The organism is Pseudoalteromonas sp. ECSMB14103, from assembly GCF_000813065.1.
Classification (GTDB): domain Bacteria; phylum Pseudomonadota; class Gammaproteobacteria; order Enterobacterales; family Alteromonadaceae; genus Pseudoalteromonas; species Pseudoalteromonas marina.
In genome coordinates, this window is the sequence record NZ_JWGY01000003.1 from 346646 (window position 1) to 368993 (window position 22348).

The following is a 22348-nucleotide window of genomic DNA, read 5'->3' on the forward strand; positions in this document are numbered from 1 at the left end:
TAACCTATAACCTTCGATAATAACCACTAATAACAAAAATTATCTAGCTGAGAAAACGCTAACGTTTTTATTTTGCTAATCTTTATTCAACTTTCACAATTTTTAGGTGTAGATAATGCAAGTAACAAGAGACTTATTTAATGATGTAATGGTGCCAAACTACAACCCTTCTGCTGTTATTCCAGTGCGAGGCGAAGGCTCACGTGTATGGGATCAAAATGACAATGAGTTTATTGATTTTGCAGGTGGTATCGCCGTTAATTGTTTAGGCCACTGTCACCCAGCGCTTGTTAATGCACTTAAAGAGCAAGGTGAGAAAATTTGGCACTTATCAAATGTAATGACTAACGAGCCTGCCCTGCGTTTAGCACAAAAAATGGTTGAAGCTACATTTGCTGATAAAGTGTATTTTGCAAACTCAGGCGCAGAAGCTAACGAAGCGGCTCTGAAGCTTGCTCGTCGCTTCGCACTTGATAAGTTCGGCGCAGAAAAATCACAAATAATCGCCTTTAACAAAGGGTTTCACGGCCGTACATTTTTTACTGTAACGGTGGGCGGACAAGCTGCTTACTCTGATGGCTTTGGCCCTAAGCCTGGTGACATTATGCATTGTGATTACAACGACATTGCAGCATTTGAAGCACTTATCAGTGATAAAACATGTGCCGTGATGATGGAGCCACTTCAAGGTGAAGGCGGCATTATTTCACCTACCGACGAATTTGCTAAAAAAGTACGCGAATTATGTACTAAACACAATGCACTACTAATTTTTGATGAAGTACAAACAGGCGTTGGCCGCACTGGCGATTTATACGCTTACGAAGGCTTAGGGGTAGTACCCGATATTTTAACAACCGCTAAAGCGTTAGGTGGTGGTTTTCCTATAGGTGCTATGATCACACGCACTGCTATTGCAGAGCATTTAAAAATAGGTACGCACGGCTCTACGTACGGTGGCAACCCACTTGCCTGTGCAGTAGCAGAAGCTGCCTTTGATACCGTAAATACACCTGATGTACTAAACGGCGTTAAAGAGCGCGAACAGTTATTCCGTGATGGCTTAAACGCAATAAACGAAAAATACAACGTATTTAGCGAAGTACGTGGTAAAGGTTTACTAATTGGTGCGGTATTAAACGATAAATATGAAGGCCGCGCACGTGACTTTTTAGTTGCCAGTGCTAACAATGGTTTAATGAACCTTGTTGCAGGCATGAATGTTATTCGTTTTACCCCTTCTTTAGTTATTCCATTTGAAGATATTAAAGAAGGCCTAGCACGCTTTGAAAAAGCAGTAAGCGACGTAGTAAACGGCTAATTTAATTAAGCGCGCCCTAGGGCGCGCTGTTGGAGCAAGTAATAAATGCAAGTATTACGTCCTATTACCACTGCAGATTTTGCCGCACTTAAGCAAATTGCAATCGAGTCAGGCCATGGGTTTACCTCACTTCCGGTGGACGATGAGCAATTAAAAGAAAAAATAGACCGCGCCGAAAAAAGCTTTGCTAAAAATATCAATCAGCCGTTAGATGAAAGCTACCTATTTGTTTTAGAAGATAGCGAAACAGGTGAAGTCATTGGTACTACCGCCATAGAAGCCGCGGTTGGCTTATCGGTGCCGCTGTACCATTACCATTTAGGTAAAACAGTACACCACTCGCCTACACTTAATGTTTATAACACCGTAGATATTTTAAGCATGTGTAACGATTACACCGGATGCTCTGAAATATGTACTTTGTTTTTGCGCGAAAACAGCCGCAAAGGTTTAACCGGTCGATTTTTATCACGTTCACGCTTTTTATTTATGGCGCAGCATAGCGAACGTTTTGCCGATACCGTGATTGCTGAAATGCGCGGCGTAAGCGACGAAGAAGGCCATTCACCCTTCTGGCAGTGGTTGCAAGAGCACTTTTTTAGTATTGAGTTTCCTCAGGCTGATCACTTAGTGGGACTTGGCGATAAAGTGTTTATTAGTGAATTAATGCCTAAATACCCTATTTACGTCAACTTACTCAGTAAAAAAGCCCAAGCAGTGATTGGCAACGTGCATGATAAAACTAAACCGGCGCTCAAACTGCTCGAAAAAGAAGGTTTTGAGCATCGTGGCTACGTTGATTTGTTTGATGCAGGGCCAACGGTAGAAGCTAAGCTTGGTAATATTCGCAGTGTTCGTGAGTCTCAAGTATGCCCTATTACAATTGGCGAGCTGGAACATATTAGCCAGCACAGCTCAGATACTTTAGCCGTTTGCAATCAAGGTGTAAGTGGGTTTAGAGCAACCTTTACCCAGCACGCCCACTATAACCACGCTAAGCACACATTAGTAATAAGCCAAGAAGTGGCTGATGCCCTTAATCTATCCCAAGGAGATGCAGCGCGTTTTTTCCGCCTGTAAAACAAATATGAACACACACCTTATAAATAACCAATGGCATACAGGCCAAGGTCCCGCTTTTAACTCTGTTAACCCAAGTAACGGCGAAGTTGTATGGCAAGGTAATGGCGCAAATGCCGAGCAAGTAGATTCTGCAATTAATGCAGCTAGAGCCGCACAAGTACAGTGGGCCGATACGCCAATTGAGTCGCGTATTACCATACTTGAAAACTTTGTAGCACAATTAAAAGAGCACAGCGAAGAATTTGCAGCCATTATAGCGCGCGAAACCGGCAAGCCTCTTTGGGAAACACGAACAGAAGTAGGCGCTATGACAGGTAAAGTAGCCATTTCTATCAAAGCCTATAATGAACGCACCGGCACAACAGAAAACCCAATGCCGGGTGCTAAAGCCTTTATACGCCATAAACCACACGGTGTTGTAGCTATATTTGGCCCGTATAATTTCCCTGGGCATTTACCTAATGGCCATATCGTACCGGCTATTTTAGCGGGTAACACCGTGGTATTTAAACCGTCTGAGCTTACACCTCACGTTGCTGAATTTACTTTAGCACTTTGGTTAAAAGCAGGATTACCAGCGGGTGTCATTAACCTAGTGCAAGGTGAAGTAGAAACAGGTAAAGCACTTGCTTCACATCAAAACATAGACGGCTTATTTTTTACCGGCAGCTCAAACACCGGCCATTTATTACATAAACAGTTTGCAGGCCACCCAGGTAAAATATTAGCACTTGAAATGGGCGGTAATAACCCATTAATAGTTAAAGATGTAGCCGATGTAAACGCTGCAGTGCATGATATTATTCAGTCTGGCTTTATTACTTCTGGCCAGCGCTGTACTTGTGCCCGCCGCGTCTTTATCGAGAATTCAACCAATGGCGATGCCATTTTAGAAAAACTAATTAGCGCGACTAAAAATATTGTTGTTGACGACAGTTTTGCAACTGACCAGCCATTTATGGGTGCAATGATAAGCGAAAAAGCAGCCCTTGGTATGGTTACTGCGCAAAAAGAATTAGTTGAAAGCGGCGGCGAAATACTCGTTGAGCTTAAGCAGCTAAAAGCAGGCACCGGCTTTGTAAGCCCAGGTATTATTGATGTTACACATATCGCTAACATGGCCGATGAAGAACACTTTGGCCCGCTTATAAAAGTTTACCGCTACAACAACTTTAACAGCGCAATAGCAGAGGCTAATAACACCAGCTTTGGTTTATCAGCAGGCTTACTTGGCGATAACGAAGATGATTACAGCCACTTTTTAAAGCGTATTCGTGCTGGCATTGTCAATTGGAACCGCCCTATTACGGGTGCATCTAGTGCTGCACCGTTTGGTGGTATTGGTGCAAGTGGTAATCACCGTGCTAGCGCTTATTATGCTGCAGATTACTGCGCTTACCCTGTTGCGTCGGTTGAATCAGAAAAAGTGAATTTACCGCAAACTTTAGCACCTGGCTTAGTAATAGAATAATACCCATTTTTAAGGATTTAACATGCATACTAACGTAAATACATTATTTGGAAACCTATGGGATAACTATTTAGCCGTTACTCCATCGGCAGATAAAATTCATGACCTTTTAGGTTCAACCCAAAAAGACGACATAATTAACGACCATATTGCGCTACGTACGTTCAATATTGAAAAAGTAGGCCTTGAAAAACTAGCAGCACACTTTTTAGCGTTAGGTTACACAGAGTGCGGCGAATACCACTTTGAAGCTAAAAAGCTATACGCTAAACACTACGAACACAGCGATCCTAAGCAACCTAAAGTATTTATCTCTGAGTTATTAGTAGAAAAGTGCTCGCCAGAGTTACAAGCTATTGTTACCGATATGGTAAATCAAATTGATGAAAGTGCTGTAACGGCTGATAACTTTTTATATTCAGGTACACATTGGCAAGTAAGCGGTGAAACCTACAAGCAGTTATTAGCAGAAAGCGAATATGCTGCGTGGATGTCGGCATGGGGCTACCGTGCAAACCACTTTACTGTAAATATTAATATGCTTGCCAAGTTTGATAACATTCACGATGTTAACCAAGCGCTTAAAGATGCAGGCTTTGCGCTTAATACATCAGGCGGCGAAGTAAAAGGCTCGCCAGAGGTGCTACTGGAGCAATCATCAACACTAGCAGATGAATACGCTGTCAGTTTTAGCGACGGCGACATGCGCATTCCTAGCTGTTTTTATGAGTTTGCAATACGTTACCCTAAAGCTGATGGTGAACTTTACACAGGCTTTGTTGCAGCTTCAGCTGATAAAATATTTGAAAGCACTAACGCACGCTAATTTGATGAAAACAAAAAAAAGCCCTTACGGGCTTTTTTTATGCTCACGAACTTAAGCATGCAGATAAAATACCTACATCATAAAAACAAGGGTTTATAGTCGTTTTCTAGTTGTTCAAAAGATAAGTCACCAATAAAGCGCCCAAAACTCAACCATGTTGCTAGTCCGCGTAAATCTTTAAAATGCGGGGGAACAAACTTAGGGCTTTCAATCACACCTAAATCATGAAGCTGGGAAATTAATCTAAAATCATCAATAGACAACTTACCGACTAATAACAACGGTAACTGATCGATTCGCCCTAACTGAATTGCCACACGTATTAAGTTATACACTAAAACAAAGCCTTTTATGTAGGCAATGTCTTTAGTAAACGGTAATCCTGTTGCTGTGCTGCCTCTAAATACACGCTGAGCCAACGTATAACTATCGTCTTTAGATATTCCTTGAGCTACGTAATCTCTATATATGTCTACAAACTCAGCCCCATCTATCACCTTGGTAACCGCTTGAATACGGTTAACTAATTTTGATAAGCGCCTAGGGGTAGATTTTAAAGTAATAATTTCAGTTAATACTGCTAAGCCCTCTTGTGTTACTGTTGAGCTTGGTGTGCCCTTACTTAAACAGGTTAAATAAGGTTGGGCTAAACCATTTTGAGTCGTGCCCACATGAATCCACCCTTCATGTACTTCTAATATATCTAATTCACGTTGTGAAAATTTAACATCTTGGTTTAGCTTTATATTGTTAGCACCTGCTGCTGCGTCGCTTACAATCCCATCGCTCAACATAACCTCTACATTTATACCTGGCATACTGGCATTAACTTGCTCTGATAAAATTCGCACCGCGTCGCTAGCATCTATATTTTTAGGATCATCGGGTAAAATGTCGGCCATTAATAAATTTTGCAGTGGTTGCTCTAGCATATTCGCAAGCTCGGAGAGTGAGGGCTCACCCGCATGGAATAAATCTTTAGGATGACCAAAAAGCTCAACTGATAAATCATGAAATTCAGGAGTACCTCGGTACTCCAACATACTTAATACCGTTTTATATTCGCCACACATTTTACCCATATATTGAGAAATGGGGTTTAACTGACCTAACTGGTTAATAATGTTTCGGTGTAATGTTGAAAACGCTTGACGCAACTCGCTAGGCACAAAGCCTAAATCGCGCTGTTGGTAGTATGCACGATCTATTAGAGGGTTTTTTTGACACTTTTGCCTAAAAAATTCCTCTTTGATCTGTTTATCCCAATTTATTGCATCAAGAATTCGAATAGGTGTTTGAAGTGCAATTAGTTGGTCTGATAACTCACGAGTTTTAAGCAGTAACGCCTTGTCTATCATGGTGAAAGCTCAATAAAAAATGAACCATGAGCATAATTTATAAACAGTAAATCGCCAAGTATTATCAATCAATTTTATCTGTTGTTTTAAGCTGATCGACCCTCATATCTAACACGTATTGAATATTAAATTAAAGGTGTGATATATGAAAAATGAACTCGACAATAAACAAATACTTGCCGTGTACGAGCGAATACAAAAACGCGGAGAAGCGAACGATGAAGGTAAGCATTATCAAGGTGTTACTGCATTTTCAGATATAGATGGATACACAATTTATTTACAAGGTAGTGGCGTACTATTACGCTTTGGTTTTCATAACACTTATCATCTTGATTACGAGCACGATAAACATAAAGATGATTTCTTAAAAAAATTACACAATATCGCCAACGAGGAATAATGTATCCAAGAAAAGTAAGAAAGCGCAGCGACAGCAAGCTCAATACAGCCTTTATTAATCAGGTAATAGCTGCGCTTAAATCAGATCCATCAAAACTCGCCGTCATTCAAGATAACCTGGAACAATACAGAAGCCAACGCCATTTAAAACGGGGGTTTTTACTCGCAATTGAACGCTTTGACTGGGTATTTGAGGCAAGTGATGATGTTAATTTTATTTGTGAACAAATACTAGCTGACGACTATATTGGAAATCGCCTAAGACGTTACCCCCTGCTATTCAAAGGCGTGATTAGCGAACAATAATAGCTATTATTTATACTAAATAACATCTACACAAGCCAGATAAAAAGCCTCAGGTAATTTCCAAATTAGCGTGGTTAATATTATTTAGCCAGAGCTAGTTGCCTTACCGTGCCCCTAGTAATACTAACCTTCCTTAAGTTATTAGTGCACTAAGTAATTGTTGTGTTTGTGCTCACTTGGATTAAAAAAATACTATTAGTACTCTAATTATTACCATTCAAATAAATTTATTCATCTTTTATTTGATAACAAGGAGTAAAGATATAATTACACTCTTAAACATTTCTAAAATAACATTTAAATCACTGTTTTAAATAGCAATTAACCATCTATTGCATCTATTTGCTTAAGCACTTCTCCTGTTGGTTTTATTAATAATTCATCTACATTTTAATATCTGACTATTTACTTCACCCTTGAATTGTTAGAGCTATTACCTTAAGCTTATCTTTATTGAACGTTCAATTAATAAAAATTATGCCTAAAGTTGGAATGGAACCTGTCAGGCGTCAACAGTTAATTGACGCAACAATTGAGTCAGTGGCGATGCGTGGATTACAAGCAACTACCATTAACAGCATTAGTAAAAATGCAGGTTTATCGTCAGGCATTATTAGTCATTACTTTGGTGGTAAGCAGGGTTTAATAGAAGCAACTGTTCGTTATTTGCTTTCTAATCTTAAAAAAGACCTTATTGAAAAAGTGTGCAACAACACCAGCGCTACACAGCGCCTTATGTTTATTGTTGAAGCTAACTTTGCGCTTGTACAACAGCGCAGTGATACAACCAAAACTTGGTTGAGCTTTTGGGCGCAATCAATGCACGATGACGAACTTCACCGACTGCAAAATGTAAACAGTAAACGCTTGCAAAGTAATTTAGCATTCTCATTTAAGCAATTAATGCCTATTGAGCAAGCAAAACAAGCTGCTGAACTTAGCGCCGCTATGATTGATGGCCTATGGTTGAGAGCAGTATTGAGTAAATCAGACAAAAACCAGTTTAAACACAGTGAAACTCTAGCAAAAAGCTATGTAAATTCACTCATCAAGCAATATGGAGCCTAGCGTGAGCACACCAGTCTATCAAAATTTTATTAATGGCCATTTTCTTGCTAACCAAAGCGGTGAAACTTTTGATGTAACTAACCCTGCAACAGGTGAAGTTATTTACAGTGTTGAAGTTGCCGATGAATTTGTTCAAAACGCAGCCATTGAAAGTGCAAAGCAAGGTTTTGCACAGTGGTCAAAAATGGCCCCTATTGAACGCAGCCGTATTTTATTAAACGCTGTGGCAATACTTCGCGAACGTAACGATGAGCTTGCCTTAATAGAAGTGCTTGATACCGGTAAGCCAATGCAAGAAGCAAACTGTGTTGATATAGAAACCGGCGCCGATGTAATTGAATACTTTGCAGGCCTAGCCCCTGCGCAAATAGGCCAACAACAAATGGTAGGCGAAGACTTTTACTATACACGTAAAGAGCCATTAGGAATTTGTGCCGGTATTGGTGCGTGGAACTACCCGCTACAAATAGCATGTTGGAAATCAGGCCCAGCCCTTGCTGCTGGCAACGCATTTATATTTAAACCATCTGAAGAAACGCCACTAGGCGCTATTAAACTTGCCGAAATTTTTGTAGAAGCGGGCGTACCTGCTGGCGTATTTAATGTAGTACAAGGTGCGGGTGAAGTAGGCCAATGGCTAACTGCACATAGTGAGATTGACAAAGTGTCGTTCACTGGCGAAGTAGGCACAGGTAAAAAGGTAGTCGCAAGTGCTTCAGGTACATTAAAAGACGTAACCATGGAGCTTGGCGGTAAGTCGCCGCTTGTTGTGTTTGATGATGCAAATATAGAGCAAGCAGTAAGCGCTGCCATGCTAGGTAACTTTTATACCCAAGGCGAAATTTGCACTAACTGTACACGCATTTACGTTCATAAAAATATATATCAGCAATTTATTGATGAGCTTAAAACGCGAACAGAGAAAAATATTATTGCGGGCGACCCGCAAGATTTAAACACTAACTTTGGTGCGCTCATCTCTAAAAAGCATCAAGACTTAGTGATGAGTTATATCAATAAAGGGATTGAAGAAGGCGCAACACTGCTTACCGGTGGTTCAACGCTTTCACCTGAATCTGCGCCTAATGGCTACTTTGTTGCACCTACCGTGTTTATTGATTGCAACGATGAAATGACTATCGTTAAAGAAGAAATATTCGGCCCAGTAATGAGCGTACTCGTTTTTGAAGACGAAGACGATGTAATTGCACGGGCTAATGGTACTCACCTAGGCCTAGCTGCAGGCGTGTTTACTAGTGATATTAAACGCGCACACCGCGTAATTCATCAATTAGAAGCCGGTATTTGTTGGATTAATGCCTATGGTAACTCACCTGCTGAAATGCCTGTTGGTGGTTATAAGCAATCTGGTATTGGCCGTGAAAATGGCATAGAAACACTTGATCATTACACGCAAACCAAGTCTATTTATGTTGGTATGGCCGACATAGAAAGCCCATTTTAAGGCGCCCTTTTATGAGTAATCATTACGACTATATTATTGTTGGTGCGGGATCTGCGGGTTGTGTTTTAGCTAACCGATTATCTGAAGATTCAAGCAACAAAGTGTTACTACTAGAAACCGGTGGCAGTGATAAAAGTATTTTTATTAAAATGCCAACGGCGTTGTCTATTCCTATGAATACTGACAAGTACGCATGGCAATTTCATACTCAACCAGAACCGTATTTAGATAACCGAAAAATGCATTGCCCTCGCGGTAAGGTACTCGGTGGCTCGTCATCGATTAATGGCATGGTGTACGTACGCGGCCACGCAAAAGATTTTGATGAGTGGCAACAGCACGGTGCTAATGGTTGGGACTACCAATCGTGTTTACCGTATTTTCAAAAAGCGGAAAGCTTTTACCTTGGTGAAAACGCATATCGAGGTGGCAAAGGCCCACTTGGCGTTAATAACGGTAACGAAATGCAAAACCCGTTGTACACCACGTTTATAAAAGCAGGTGTAGAAGCCGGTTACGCTAGTACAGACGATTATAACGCGTCACAGCAAGAAGGCTTTGGCCCAATGCACATGACCGTTAAAAACGGTGTACGCAGCTCGGCTTCTCGTGAATATTTAGACCCTGTAAAATCACGTAGTAATTTAACAGTCATTACTGGCGCACTTGCTCAAAAAGTTATTCTAGACGGTAAAAAAGCCACAGGCATTGAGTACAAGGTAAACGGTAATGTTCAAACAGCACATGCAGCAAAAGAGGTTGTTTTAAGTGCTGGCCCTATTGGCTCTCCGCATATATTACAGCTATCTGGTATTGGCGATAAAGACATCCTTGAAAAAGCAGGCGTTGAAGTTAGTCACCACTTACCGGGTGTGGGTCAAAACTTACAAGATCATCTTGAATTTTACTTTCAATATAAATGTAAGCAGCCAATTACACTAAACGGCAAATTGGGTCTTATTTCCAAGGGCTTAATTGGCGCTAAATGGTTACTTACTCGAAAAGGTTTAGGCGCTACTAACCACTTTGAGTCATGTGCATTTATCCGCTCAAAGCCTGGAGTTGAATGGCCTGATATTCAGTATCACTTTTTACCAGCCGCTATGCGATACGATGGGCGTAGTGCATTTGCAGGTCATGGTTTTCAAGTTCACGTAGGTCATAACAAACCAAAAAGCCGTGGCAGCGTTACTATTCAATCAGCTAACCCTGAGCAACCGCCACAAATTTTGTTTAATTACTTACAGCACAAAGACGACATTGAAGGCTTTAGAGCCTGTGTGCGTTTAACTCGCGACATTATTGAGCAAAGTGCCTTTGATGATTACCGTGATGAAGAAATTCAACCAGGTAAACATATTCAAACAGATGAAGAAATAGATGCCTTTGTACGCCAAGCCGTAGAGAGTGCTTACCACCCTTCTTGCTCATGCAAAATGGGTGAAGACGACATGGCCGTAGTTAATTCAAATACCCAAGTACATGGTATTGAAGGCTTACGTGTTGTTGACTCTTCTATTTTTCCAACGGTTCCTAACGGAAACCTTAATGCGCCTACGATTATGGTTGCAGAAAAAGCGGCAGACATCATTTTAGGAAATGTGGCATTACAAAAAGCAAATGCTGATGTTGCTATGACTCAAAATTGGCGAGAAACACAGCGTGCAGCAAAAATTTAATCAGCTACTTATAGGGTTAGCCTCGTCAGACTAACCCTATGAGCCTTGCAGTGGCGAACAACATAAATTGGTTATGTTGTAATAATGCAAGATTGAACAATAAAAAACGGAGTGCTTATGAATAACTCACTATTGGAGGGTAGCAATGACCATTTGGCTTAATGCTGGTATTATTTTTACCCTACTTGCAATTACAATCATTTTATTAAAATGGGGTAATGTACGTGTTGTTGGTGTTACACCAGTTAAAACACTTACTTTTATAGCAATACTCTTTACCTCAGGCCTTGATGTTGGCCTTATAATGTTTCCTTTAACTGAGTTTGCAGGTTATGCAGACATAAAAGCAAGCCCAGAATACGCGTTTGCAAATCCACTGGCCATTGAGTTTGGTTACTGGGGATTTTTGATCTGGGGATTTTACTTTCTTACGTGTTTTTATTTCTGTGTAATAGAACCTAAAGTTAAATTTTTCGAAATTCCTTGGGTTAAATTTATCAATAATGTAGTAATTATTGGTACGTGTGCTTTTACCGCATACCTTTTACTTTCAAACCTTCCATGGTATTTACCTGAAATTGGTGATGGTTCAAGTGTCGTTTCTGAGTTTTACTTAATTGTATTTGCAGCAATTTGTTTTGCGGTATATTCAAGTACTGATATTAAGTACGTACGATTTTTAAGTATTTCTACAACTTGGTTATTCATAGCACTAATTGGGTTTATGTGGGCAGGTGCCTTTGTGTTGGGTGACAGTCAAATGTCAGCATTCACAGATAACTTAGCCTCTATCGGCACATACTTTGCCAACATAAATGAATTTGTTTTACCGCTTAACGATTACCATGAGTTTTACCTATTTTGGTGGTTTGCTTGGAGTATTATGATTGGACAGTTTACTTCTCGTTTTGTTGGCGGGTTAAAAACTTACCAAGTACTTGGCGCTATGTTGATTTTCCCTTCAATACCAATCGCAATTTGGTTCAGCGTACTTTACCACTATCATGAAGCGGGCATTCCAACGCAAGGCATTAAAAACTTTGCGATGGTATTTGTAGGTATTGTGTTTGTAATTAATTCACTTGATTCGTTAGTGCGTTTATACACAGATAATTTAAACATCACTGTAAGACGCTTTGGTAAAGCGAAGTATATGATTGGAAACATACTTGCTCTTTCATTATTAACATTATTGTTCAAGCTAGAGTTTTTACAAATACAGTGGGTAGGCGCATTGGTGATCGCCTTGTTTTTCCTATGTGCTGGCTTCATTGGCTATAGCAAATTTAAAACCGTTAATAGTATTGATAGCTCACCAAAAGCAAACAAGATTGACTACACTAAAATTGAGACACAAAGTTAGGGATTTATAATGAACAACAAACTAAAACAACTTGCAGTAGCATTGCCACTAGCACTTTTATCAACAACGGCAGCTGCAGACTGGTCAACAACTATTACAGCAGCATCAGATTACACTTTTAATGGTGTTAGCCAAACAGATAACGACCCTGCCTTACAAGCAAGTTTAGATTATGCTTTTGATAATGGCGTGTATGCCGGTGTATGGGCGTCAAACGTTGACTTTGGTGACGATACTGATTTTGAACTAGATGGCTATGTTGGTCGATATGTACAATTAAACGACAAGTTTAGCGTTGACTACGGTATTGCATACTATACATACCAAGGTAATAACAGTGATGGAAATTACCCAGAGGTTTATACTAAATTTGGTTACGCAAGTGACTACGGCCAAACAGAGCTTAACTTTTGGTACAGCTGGGATTATTTTGGAACAAGTGCGGGCCATGTAGTTTCAATGATTGCTCATACTTATGAACTTGCACCAAATCATGCAATACGTGCAAGTTTTGATATCTCTAATTCACTTGACGGTGAAAAATGGGCTTGGGATGTAAACCAAAAGAAATCGTATAATCACTACCGTCTTGCTTATCAAACAAGTTACGAAGGTTTTGGTATTGAAGTAGCAGCTGAAAATACTAGCCTTGACTACGATTACGCCGATGAGCGCATCGTGCTAGCAATTTCAAGAACATTTGATTTATAAAGATTAATTAATTTTAACTCTGTACATAAATTTAGCGAACCACAACCCAGGTTCGTTAAACTGAAAAACGCCTCTTTATGAGGCTTTTTTATTGTTTAAATATTCAATTAATGCGCTTGAGGTCAGCGGTCTTGAAAAGTAATACCCTTGCAAATGCGTTACGCCAAGTTGAGTAAGCTTTTTGCACTGCAAAGGTGTTTCAACCCCTTCAGCAATAACATTAAAATTAAGCGAACTTGCCATTTGCACTACTGCATTAACAATGCTTAAGCCTCTTTCATCCTCATCTTGAACAAAACTTTTATCTACTTTTACAATATCTACACCAACATCAAGCATACTTGATAAAGAAGAGTAACCGGTTCCAAAATCATCTATTGAAATTCTAACACCCAACTCTTGTAATGATTTAACCACATACAAAAATGTATGCTTATCGTTTGCAAATACAGATTCAGTTACTTCTAAATGAAGCTTATGAGCAGGAAAATTTAAATCCGCCAAAATGCTTTTAACCTTACTGGCAAACTCTATCTCTTTAAGCTGCATTACAGATACATTAATACTGACTGATAAATCTGGAGTTAATTTTTGAAAAGTAAGTGCTTGTTGGCATGCCGTTTCGAGTACCCAAAAACCTATTTTTGAAATTAACCCATACTGCTCAGCAATAGGTATAAACTCGTCAGGAGGAATGTTTTCTCCTTTCAATTGCCAACGTATAAGCGCCTCAATCGCATAAATATCATGTGTTTTAGAGTCAATAATGGGCTGGTATACTAACGAAAAACAATTGTTGATGAGCGCTGTTAAAAGCTCTTCGCTAAGTAGGCGCTTTCTTTCTAATTCTGAACGAAGCGACTCGCTAAAAAAACTTATTTGCCCACGATTCATTCTCTTTTGATGATACATTGCCATATCGGCATTTAAAATTAAGGCATCCAGATCCTTACCATGCTCTGGGTAAAGTGCAATACCTATGGTTGCCCCTACCCGTGCACCGTGCTCTGTTTCTGGATGATCCTGCGTAATTGCATCAATAATTTCTTTAGCAAAATCGTAAGTATTTTCTTTGCATACAAAATCACTTAAAATTAAAAACTCATCGCCACCCCAGCGGCACTTTTGCTGATTATGAGCACACACGTCAGAAATACGTTTCGCTGTTCTTCTTAAAACATTATCGCCTACCTTGTGACCCATCACGTCATTTATATTCTTAAACCCATCTAGGTCTATAAAAAATAGCGCAAAAGGTGGGTCTGGATAATGCTTAATTCTCTTTTTTGCATCATTTAAAAATGCATTTCGATTTAATAATTGAGTTAGCGAATCAGAGTTTGATAAATGCATTATTTCTTTAGTACGCGCGTCAACTCTTAGCTCCATTCTTTCTAGCAAATCGCTGTTTTGATTTTTTAAATGTATTGCATGTTGTGTAAATGCAGATGCTTTATTTAGAGTTAACAAGGTAATTGAGCCATAGCCAATACCCAAAAAGCCGAGTACATTTTCGTAATAGTCTTCAGACATTATTAGCACTAAAGCGTAGGGAAATAACAGAATAAAAGCGTAAGCAAAACAGGTCAGCTTATGTGCTGACAAAACATTGGCAGAGCCACCACCAAGAGCGGATAATATAATTATGATACTTGTGGCTTCTAGGGGGGCAAAAGAAGTGTGAAAATACAAGGCATAACTGCACCATATAATGGCAGTTATAATAACCCCTGTTGAAAACTTTAGTAGGTCTAATTGAGTAGCCGTTTTGTTTGTTTTTAAAAATAGACGAATATCTAAAAAACGGATCCCCAAAGCAAGCAGCATAATAAGCCACCAAACTAGCTTGTCGTTATAGCTTAACAATCCGCCTTTATTAAAACTAAAAGCAATACATGCGCTGGCAAATAAAGAGACGAGTAAACCTGAATAAGCGTTCTCGTAAAGCAATCTAACGGTATCATTAAGGTTTTCTTTGATTAGGGAGCTTCGATGCATATTATCTAAGCCTTTACATTCGTTTTTATTATTAGTTTAACTAAAGCTATGCCTTAATTAAAAAATTGTCCAGTAAACGCCCTAGCAACACATTCATTTAGAAATTTCCCAGGCGCTAGAGCCAGATGCAGATAAATTAGCGTTATTATTACGTAACACTTTATTTCCTACATTAATTGACGACTCAGGTCGACTGACTAAATAACCTTGAACTGAACTCACACCTAATTTTTTCACAAGCTCAAACTGGGCGATTTCTTCAACGCCTTCTGCGACAATTTTAAGCCCCAATCTTTGCCCAAGCTCACTAATTGTATTGAGTATATCGTTATATTTTTTGCTTTTGTTAGCTTGTGCAATAAACGAGCGATCTATTTTTATAACATCGATGGGTAAATCTGCTAGCGTACTTAAAGAGCTAAACCCGGTACCAAAATCGTCTATAGCAATAGTTACACCGTCTTCTCTTAGCTTGCTCAACTCATCAATAATTCTAGAGCTTGCCTGAATAAAGGTAGACTCTGTTACTTCAAGCATTAAAGACGTTGCCGGTAACCCCGTACTTTTGAGGATTTTTGTGATCCAATCGTATATATCACGATGTTTTAACTGAATACCGGAAATATTCACTGATATTTTTACTTTACGCATACCCGCATTGTGCCAAGCAGCCATTTGTCTGCATGACTCAAGCATAATCCAATCACCTAACTCTAATATTAAATTTGATTCTTCAGCAATAGGAATAAATTCAGCGGGAGAGATCATACCTTCAACGGGGTGATTCCATCGAGTGAGCGCTTCAAAATAGTCAATCATGCAATCTTCTACGTGCACAATTGGCTGAAAAGACAAATAAAAGTCTTTGCATGCAATGGCTAAACGAAGCTCTTCAAGTAAGTAATGATAGCGACGCATTTTATTACCCATTTCTGGAGAATAAACTTTAAAAATACCTTTACCATCACTTTTAGCACGATACATTGCTACATCAGCTAGTTGTAATAGTGCTTGTGGTGTAGATGCGCTTTCTGGATAAGTAGCAATACCAATGCTTGCGCTAATTTTTACAATCTTATTGCCAAGCACAAAGTCTTTTTCAAGCTCACTAAGTACTTGCTTGGCTATGTCGACTACTTTGTCACTTTCGTCCAACGATTCAATAAATATAGAGAATTCATCACCGCCTAAACGCGATAAATTTTGTTCTAACTGGTTTGCAGAATTGATATTACTCAACTTATGGTGACGCAACACATTAGCTAATCGCGTGGCAACTTGCACCAATATTTCGTCGCCAAAACTATGACCAAATGAATCATTTACTTGCTTAAACCCATCTAAATCTATAAACAATAATGCACAATTGAGTTCTTTTTGACCGGTTTGATTTATGTGCCTTCCAATATGCTCAATGTAGGCATGTCTATCGATGAGTTGTGTTAATTTATCTTGGCATATGCTTGTTTGTGTTTGCTTTAAATAATTAGCGACATGGGTATTTAAATTGTTTATTGACTGGCTTAAATTGCCAAGCCCTGACGGGTTGTCGTGTTGGGGTTGTAGGTTAAAGGCTACAAGCAATTGATTAGCGTTGTTATTTAGCTGTGCAATTTGATGCTGATAAGAGATTTTTTTACGCTCTTTACGAATAATTGTAAAGCCAACAAACAATACCATACACACCAATATAAAGTTTATTGGCGACGTTAACGTCATTAAAATAAGCTTTGTTGAGTTTGCAGCGATAAATTCCGTGTCGGTAGTTTTAACTAACAAAAAATCGGCAGAAGGCTGGTGTATTAAATAGTGCCCATTGAGCATAGGGTTATACCAAGGCGCCATTTCGAGCGTTGTATCTACAATATCAAAGTGGCGCAAATCTATGTCAGGGTTGAATAAATTAATGCGGTTAATTTGGTTTGTTAGTTCGATGTTTAAACAAAAGCAAAATAAGATAAATACAAAAAAAATGCTGCCTAAGGGTTTAAATTTATTCATCAACAAAATCCATCTAAATTACTTATCCTATAAACCCGTTACTAAAAGACGATTATATCGTCTATTTTTAGTACTAAGCAAGCCATAGCACAGCCCTTATTCATTAAAATTTTTAGAACTGTACTCAAAAAGAATAAATTAATGCTTAATAATTAGCTAATTATAGAGTGTGATGAATAAAAATAAACCTTAAGCTTAAAATGTTTGAATAAACTAATATTACAAGTATTTAGTACATACCATCGATTAGTTCGATAATTTTTTCTTTCGCGTCTATAAACTTATCCAAACCACCGCCGGTGCGATAAGATGCTTGCGCAATTTTTTTATTGGTTTGAGCGTCTGTAACCCAAATATTTGCGTATGACATGTACAACGCTAAATCCCAATGCCAGTTAGCCACGTAATAAGCAACGGCATTACACCCTGCGATGTCAGCATTAGGTAATTCAGTTTGATACTCCTGATGTTTCAATACATAGTTAGCAGCAATTACACGTGTTTTGACGTTATGTTTTGCAAACCCTTCTTCCATTGCTGTGACAACGCCTTCTTTAACTGCCTTATGTTCAGCTATACATACTACTTCTGGTTTCACAGTGTCAAAGCGAGTTATATCTTGCTTAGCAGCACAACCCGCTAGGGTTGCTACCATTGCAGCTGCGATAGTTATTTTTATTGTATTCATATTCATCCTTTTAATGGTTATTTAAAGTTGCCATGCATAGCTAACTTTTGTAAAAAATGTGCGTTGATCTCTTTCAACGTGTTTTAGGGAATCGTCTTGATAGCTTTTATCTGAGTAGCCTAAATAAAATAATGTTTGAGCATTAATTTTGTACGAGTAAACTAATTGGCTGCCATAGTCTTTATTTGTTTTGCTTACTTGATAAAAATAAGCGTCTTTGTTTCTGTCTATATCTTCAACCTGTAAAATCAGCTTTAACATTGATCGCATATTAAATTTATAATGCAGTCTAAAATCGACTAAATTAGCTGTGTAAACGCGGTCATCTCGTGGGTTATCTAACTTACTATAACTGTGTCTTATATCCACTTGCCAATGATCGTTTATATCCCAAACTGCTTGCGTTTGTGTATTAATTACATCGCCAAGCTCTAAATTTGTATAGTCAATACGGCTTGCATATTCTAAGTAAAACGATAAGTTCAAGTCTTTTGTCGGTTTAAGCGAAGTGTAAAGATAACCTATATTCTGATTGTAAAATTCATCGTAATAACTTTCTTTACGATGGATAAAACCAATATTAAATAAAGACTGCTTTTGCCCCTTAAAACTTAAAAAGCCTTCGTATTCTTCCTCAAGCAAGTCACCACTTTGCGACCAGGTTTTATCCCAATCAGCTTCATAAGACCATGAAGTAATTAAATCTAACTCATCTCGATACCACGTTTGACCGCCACCAATTAGCACTTTTTCATAATCAACTTTTGCTTGGTATCCTAAATCGGTGCGATAATCCTCACCAATATTTTCATAAGATGTGTAAAGTTTATAGTCTCGCTTGTCACGCGTTAACTCAATTGCGTATGCCTGATCAGATTGCGTTTTGGATAGTCCATAGTTATCAACCAAAAAGTCAGAATTTCGTGTATCAGCTGACGAAACCTGATAAAGCAATGTATCTGACTGATTAAACCAATAACTGCCATCAACTGATAGTACCGTATTACGATAATTATCGCTTTGTCGGTGTGTACTTGAAACGCCCAACGTTCCTTGATCACCTAAGTCATATTGATAACGGCCTACTGCTGCCCGTGTTTTTTCATTTAATGAAGCAAAACCAGAGCCTTGATTTGAAGGTAGTAGAATATTACTGTTTTCATCATCAGCTAACATAAGTGCATAGCTATGCCCATCTGTTTTACCGGTTAACTTAGCCCCTAAAGTTGGCTCTGCAATGGTTCGGGTGTATAAAAGCTCAAATAAGCTACTTTTAAAATATGAGGCACCATCTAAAAAGAAAGGTCTTTTTTCTGCATAATAGATTGAGTAGGTTGTATTCACATCAAGCTCTAGTGAATCAGTCTCTACCTGCGAAAAATCAGGATTAATAGTCGCATTTAATACCGCGTCTTTTGTTATTCCCCAGCGTAAATCTAAACCGGCTTCAGTATCTATGTTACCGTTCTCCCAGTCACCGGGAAGTTGCGCTTTATCATCGTGACGAAGCGCGGTAAGCGTTGGGGTAAGTTGTACATTTTTACTTGATTCAATTTCACTTAAGCCCGTTAACTTATCGAACTGGCAAAGGCTACATTTGACATCGCGGTCGAACCCCATGTTAGATATTTGATAGAGCACGTCCCGTGGGTAATTCCTCATTAACAAAAACCCCCACGTTAAGTCTTTTTTATCTTCTGGGAAACGCAATGCTTTAAAAGGAATACGCATTTCAACTACATAACCTTCATCGGTAATTTTTCCGGCACTATCCCAAATTGCATTCCACGACGGATCAGACTGCCAACCATCGGTATCGCTCATGCGTAAATCGCCTTGTGCACCTAACGGGTTAACAAAAAACTCATAGCCTGAGCGCTCATCATTAAAGGTATCTATTACGAGTATGGCAGTGTCGTCTTGCCAAAGGGTATCTCGGTCACGAAGTGAAGCACGTATTTGATCTGGCTCCGGATCGTAAGCAATAAAACCAACATACAAATTTGTGCCATCTTCGTACATGTAGGCATCGGTTTTTACCGGAGGCGTGCCTCTTTCATTAGGCTCATCTTGAACGAGTAAAGGAACGTAGGTCGCTTTTTGCCACTGCGCTTCATCAAGTACGCCATCAACACTAATATTTTGATTGATTCGTGCTAGCGATACCTGCTCTTTTTCTGCAAATACACAGAAGCTATTAAATAGGAGAAAAAAGGATAAAAGTAAAAGCGTGAGTGGTTTTTTTATAGTTATAAAGTATTGCATAAACATCCATTTAGAACAACTTTACCCAATATGAGTAATTTCTAAGCCGGAGTGTAATTTAAGCGAGTACATTTGTTAATACCTTGCAAACAAAATTTCGCTGAATATTAACTAATTAATAATAAAGGGTTATTTTAATTGGACGGTTAGGTGTCGAGTAGCTTTAGCTTATTCTCAACTCCATTCCATGTGTCTGCATCATCTGGGGCAGATTTGACTTGGGTAATGCGCGGCCAAATTAAGGCAAGCTCTGCATTAAGTTCAGTGAACTCTTTTTGAGAGTCGGGTAACTCATCTTCTTGATAAATTGCTTCAGCTGGGCATTCCGGTACGCATAATCCACAATCAATACAATCAATTGGGCTAATTGCTAAAAAATTAGGGCCTTCAAAAAATGCATCGGCAGGACACACTGATACGCAATCGGTGTACTTACATTTTATGCAATTTTCAGTAACTACAAACGCCATAAATTTTTTGTACCATAAAGCTAATTTAATAGTGCGCGATCATACCCTTTCACCTCAAAAATACAATAAATAACTGCCATAATTAGCCAATTTAACGTAGTATATGCGCCCTTAATGTAAAGCCAATTCGCGCCCTACACTTTCTTATTGTGAGCGGATATACAACCGCTAAGACACCAAATAGAGATATTAATGATACGTTTAACTGAAATAAAATTGCCACTTGATCATGATGATAATGCCATTGGCCAAGCCATTATCAACAAACTAAAAATACAACCAGAACAATTACACAGTTATAACGTATTTAAACGTGGCTACGACGCGCGAAAAAAAACAGCCATATTACTCATTTACACCCTTGATATAGAAGTTGATAACGAAGCTGAGCTTTTAGCTGCATTTGCAAAAGATCAACATGTTAAAACAGCGCCCGACACATCCTATAAATTTGTAGCTCAAGCAAATAAAAACATCACAGAGCGCCCCGTTGTTATAGGTTTTGGCCCCTGTGGTTTATTTGCAGGCTTAGTGCTTGCACAAATGGGATTTAATCCAATTATTGTTGAACGTGGTAAAGAAGTACGTGAGCGTACCAAAGATACCTTTGGCTTTTGGCGTAAAAAAGCACTAAACACCGAATCAAATGTGCAGTTTGGTGAAGGCGGCGCGGGTACATTCTCAGATGGCAAATTATATAGCCAAGTAAAAGATCCAAAGCATTATGGCCGTAAAGTTATTACCGAATTTGTTGAAGCAGGCGCACCTGAAGAAATTTTGTATGTAAGTAAGCCTCACATTGGTACGTTTAAACTTGTGACAATGATTGAAAAAATGCGCGCTCGTATTATAGAGTTAGGTGGTGAAATTCGCTTTAGTACCCGTGTAGATGATATTCACTTAGATGACGGTCAAGTAACAGGCTTAACCCTTTCTAACGGTGAACATGTTGAAACACGACACGTTGTTCTTGCCGTTGGGCACAGCGCACGCGATACCTTTAAAATGATTCACGATAAAGGCATTTATGTAGAAGCCAAGCCCTTTTCAGTTGGCTTTAGAATAGAACACAAGCAATCAATGATTGACGAGTGTCGCTTTGGACCAAATGCTGGCAACCCAATTTTAGGCTCTGCCGACTACAAGCTCGTGCATCATTGTAATAACGGACGCACTGTATATAGCTTTTGCATGTGCCCTGGTGGCACTGTCGTTGCGGCAACATCTGAAGAAGGCCGAGTTGTTACCAATGGTATGAGCCAATATTCACGCAGTGAGCGCAATGCAAATAGTGCTATTGTTGTGGGTATTTCACCTGAAAAAGATTTCCCAGGCCATCCTTTAGCGGGTATTGAGTTGCAGCGCAAATTAGAGGAACAAGCTTACAAGCTAGGCGGCGAAAACTATGATGCACCAGCCCAGCTTATCGGCGACTTTTTAAAAGGCAAATCTTCTGCTGATTTAGGCGATGTTAAACCCTCTTACACACCAGGAATTAAGTTAACTGACTTAAGTAACGTATTGCCTGCGTTTGCTATTGAAGCGTTACGTGAGGCTATTCCTGCTTTTAATAAGCAAATACGTGGGTTTTCTACTAATGATGGATTACTAACGGGTGTTGAAACGCGCACGTCATCACCCATTAGTATAAAACGCGACAGAAGCTTTCAGAGCATTAACACCAAAGGACTCTACCCTGCAGGTGAAGGCGCAGGTTACGCTGGCGGTATATTATCAGCGGGTATTGATGGCATTAAAGCTGCCGAAGCTGTTGCGCTTTCAATGCTTGAAAACGCTTAAACGCGCTATTTAGTTAATTGTCGTAAAGCCTCACATTGTGGGGCTTTTTTGTGTTAAAAGTAACCAAAAAATT

At 39.1% G+C, this 22348-nt stretch carries 18 protein-coding genes; 12 read left to right on the forward strand and 6 right to left on the reverse strand.

Annotated elements, in window-relative coordinates:
- The first annotated feature begins 115 nt into the window (after positions 1–115).
- From RF53_RS09320 to RF53_RS09335, 4 genes are read left to right on the forward strand one after another with little or no spacing between them, the layout of a single operon-like run.
- On the forward strand, positions 116–1321 hold the full coding sequence (locus RF53_RS09320; RefSeq protein WP_039037413.1) for an aspartate aminotransferase family protein: 1206 nt from the start codon (positions 116–118) through the stop codon (positions 1319–1321).
- A gap of 45 nt (positions 1322–1366) precedes the next feature.
- On the forward strand, positions 1367–2401 hold the full coding sequence (astA, locus tag RF53_RS09325) for an arginine N-succinyltransferase (RefSeq protein WP_039037414.1): 1035 nt from the start codon (positions 1367–1369) through the stop codon (positions 2399–2401).
- 7 nt (positions 2402–2408) lie between these two features.
- The gene (gene astD, locus RF53_RS09330; protein WP_039037415.1) at positions 2409–3875 is read left to right on the forward strand and encodes a succinylglutamate-semialdehyde dehydrogenase; all 1467 of its coding nucleotides are present in this window, start codon (positions 2409–2411) and stop codon (positions 3873–3875) included.
- 22 nt (positions 3876–3897) lie between these two features.
- Positions 3898–4701 carry a DUF1338 domain-containing protein gene (locus tag RF53_RS09335; RefSeq protein WP_039037416.1) on the forward strand — a complete coding sequence of 268 codons (804 nt, stop codon included), beginning with the start codon at positions 3898–3900 and terminating at the stop codon, positions 4699–4701.
- A gap of 77 nt (positions 4702–4778) precedes the next feature.
- Here RF53_RS09335 and RF53_RS09340 read toward each other — a convergent pair whose 3' ends face one another.
- Positions 4779–6059 (reverse strand): flavohemoglobin expression-modulating QEGLA motif protein, encoded by a 1281-nt coding sequence (locus RF53_RS09340; RefSeq protein ID WP_010556258.1) that lies wholly within the window; start codon positions 6057–6059, stop codon positions 4779–4781.
- Between the two features lie 145 nt (positions 6060–6204).
- Here RF53_RS09340 and RF53_RS09345 point away from each other — a divergent pair, with 145 nt between their 5' ends.
- From RF53_RS09345 to RF53_RS09375, 7 genes are all read left to right on the forward strand, one after another.
- On the forward strand, positions 6205–6462 hold the full coding sequence (locus RF53_RS09345) for a DUF3081 domain-containing protein (RefSeq protein WP_039037417.1): 258 nt from the start codon (positions 6205–6207) through the stop codon (positions 6460–6462).
- Positions 6462–6767: a hypothetical protein gene (locus tag RF53_RS09350; RefSeq protein WP_039037418.1), complete on the forward strand. Its 306-nt coding sequence runs from the start codon at positions 6462–6464 to the stop codon at positions 6765–6767. The genes RF53_RS09345 and RF53_RS09350 overlap by 1 nt, the downstream gene beginning before the upstream one ends.
- Positions 6768–7259: 492 nt before the next feature.
- Positions 7260–7835 carry a transcriptional regulator BetI gene (gene betI, locus RF53_RS09355; RefSeq protein ID WP_008127893.1) on the forward strand — a complete coding sequence of 192 codons (576 nt, stop codon included), beginning with the start codon at positions 7260–7262 and terminating at the stop codon, positions 7833–7835.
- A 1-nt stretch (position 7836) separates the two neighbouring features.
- Positions 7837–9300 (forward strand): betaine-aldehyde dehydrogenase, encoded by a 1464-nt coding sequence (betB, locus tag RF53_RS09360; RefSeq protein WP_039037419.1) that lies wholly within the window; start codon positions 7837–7839, stop codon positions 9298–9300.
- Between the two features lie 11 nt (positions 9301–9311).
- Positions 9312–10979, forward strand: coding sequence for a choline dehydrogenase (gene betA / locus RF53_RS09365; RefSeq protein WP_039037420.1), 1668 nt, complete (start codon positions 9312–9314; stop codon positions 10977–10979).
- 145 nt (positions 10980–11124) lie between these two features.
- Positions 11125–12342 carry a BCCT family transporter gene (locus tag RF53_RS09370; RefSeq protein ID WP_039037421.1) on the forward strand — a complete coding sequence of 406 codons (1218 nt, stop codon included), beginning with the start codon at positions 11125–11127 and terminating at the stop codon, positions 12340–12342.
- Between the two features lie 9 nt (positions 12343–12351).
- Entirely contained in the window at positions 12352–13053 is a 702-nt protein-coding gene (locus RF53_RS09375; protein WP_039037422.1) for a TorF family putative porin, read from the forward strand.
- Positions 13054–13128: 75 nt separating this feature from the next.
- On the opposite strand, the gene RF53_RS09380 is transcribed toward RF53_RS09375, so the two are convergent.
- The 5 genes from RF53_RS09380 to fdxA form a co-directional block, all read right to left on the reverse strand.
- Positions 13129–15051 carry a putative bifunctional diguanylate cyclase/phosphodiesterase gene (locus tag RF53_RS09380; RefSeq protein WP_039037423.1) on the reverse strand — a complete coding sequence of 641 codons (1923 nt, stop codon included), beginning with the start codon at positions 15049–15051 and terminating at the stop codon, positions 13129–13131.
- 93 nt (positions 15052–15144) lie between these two features.
- Positions 15145–17052 (reverse strand): putative bifunctional diguanylate cyclase/phosphodiesterase, encoded by a 1908-nt coding sequence (locus RF53_RS09385; protein ID WP_039037424.1) that lies wholly within the window; start codon positions 17050–17052, stop codon positions 15145–15147.
- A 229-nt stretch (positions 17053–17281) separates the two neighbouring features.
- Complete coding sequence (locus RF53_RS09390; protein WP_039037425.1) at positions 17282–17740, reverse strand: Sbal_3080 family lipoprotein; 459 nt, start codon at positions 17738–17740, stop codon at positions 17282–17284.
- A 21-nt stretch (positions 17741–17761) separates the two neighbouring features.
- Complete coding sequence (locus tag RF53_RS09395; RefSeq protein ID WP_039037426.1) at positions 17762–20005, reverse strand: carbohydrate binding family 9 domain-containing protein; 2244 nt, start codon at positions 20003–20005, stop codon at positions 17762–17764.
- Between the two features lie 146 nt (positions 20006–20151).
- Positions 20152–20475, reverse strand: coding sequence for a ferredoxin FdxA (gene fdxA, locus RF53_RS09400; protein WP_006791755.1), 324 nt, complete (start codon positions 20473–20475; stop codon positions 20152–20154).
- A 192-nt stretch (positions 20476–20667) separates the two neighbouring features.
- On the opposite strand from fdxA, the gene RF53_RS09405 reads away from it, so the two are divergent.
- Positions 20668–22275 (forward strand): NAD(P)/FAD-dependent oxidoreductase, encoded by a 1608-nt coding sequence (locus RF53_RS09405; protein ID WP_039037427.1) that lies wholly within the window; start codon positions 20668–20670, stop codon positions 22273–22275.
- Positions 22276–22348 lie beyond the last annotated feature (73 nt).

Bases quoted from the DNA above. Each gene is read 5' to 3' on its own strand.
- RF53_RS09340 (WP_010556258.1), bottom strand. From the start codon at position 6,059: ATGATAGACAAGGCGTTACTGCTTAAAACTCGTGAGTTATCAGACCAA.
- astD (WP_039037415.1), top strand. From the start codon at position 2,409: ATGAACACACACCTTATAAATAACCAATGGCATACAGGCCAAGGTCCC.
- betI (WP_008127893.1), top strand. From the start codon at position 7,260: ATGGAACCTGTCAGGCGTCAACAGTTAATTGACGCAACAATTGAGTCA.
- astA (WP_039037414.1), top strand. From the start codon at position 1,367: ATGCAAGTATTACGTCCTATTACCACTGCAGATTTTGCCGCACTTAAG.
- RF53_RS09380 (WP_039037423.1), bottom strand. From the start codon at position 15,051: ATGCATCGAAGCTCCCTAATCAAAGAAAACCTTAATGATACCGTTAGA.
- RF53_RS09405 (WP_039037427.1), top strand. From the start codon at position 20,668: ATGATACGTTTAACTGAAATAAAATTGCCACTTGATCATGATGATAAT.
- RF53_RS09390 (WP_039037425.1), bottom strand. From the start codon at position 17,740: ATGAATACAATAAAAATAACTATCGCAGCTGCAATGGTAGCAACCCTA.
- fdxA (WP_006791755.1), bottom strand. From the start codon at position 20,475: ATGGCGTTTGTAGTTACTGAAAATTGCATAAAATGTAAGTACACCGAT.
- RF53_RS09395 (WP_039037426.1), bottom strand. From the start codon at position 20,005: ATGCAATACTTTATAACTATAAAAAAACCACTCACGCTTTTACTTTTA.
- RF53_RS09370 (WP_039037421.1), top strand. From the start codon at position 11,125: ATGACCATTTGGCTTAATGCTGGTATTATTTTTACCCTACTTGCAATT.
- RF53_RS09335 (WP_039037416.1), top strand. From the start codon at position 3,898: ATGCATACTAACGTAAATACATTATTTGGAAACCTATGGGATAACTAT.
- RF53_RS09345 (WP_039037417.1), top strand. From the start codon at position 6,205: ATGAAAAATGAACTCGACAATAAACAAATACTTGCCGTGTACGAGCGA.
- RF53_RS09385 (WP_039037424.1), bottom strand. From the start codon at position 17,052: ATGAATAAATTTAAACCCTTAGGCAGCATTTTTTTTGTATTTATCTTA.
- RF53_RS09320 (WP_039037413.1), top strand. From the start codon at position 116: ATGCAAGTAACAAGAGACTTATTTAATGATGTAATGGTGCCAAACTAC.
- RF53_RS09375 (WP_039037422.1), top strand. From the start codon at position 12,352: ATGAACAACAAACTAAAACAACTTGCAGTAGCATTGCCACTAGCACTT.
- RF53_RS09350 (WP_039037418.1), top strand. From the start codon at position 6,462: ATGTATCCAAGAAAAGTAAGAAAGCGCAGCGACAGCAAGCTCAATACA.
- betA (WP_039037420.1), top strand. From the start codon at position 9,312: ATGAGTAATCATTACGACTATATTATTGTTGGTGCGGGATCTGCGGGT.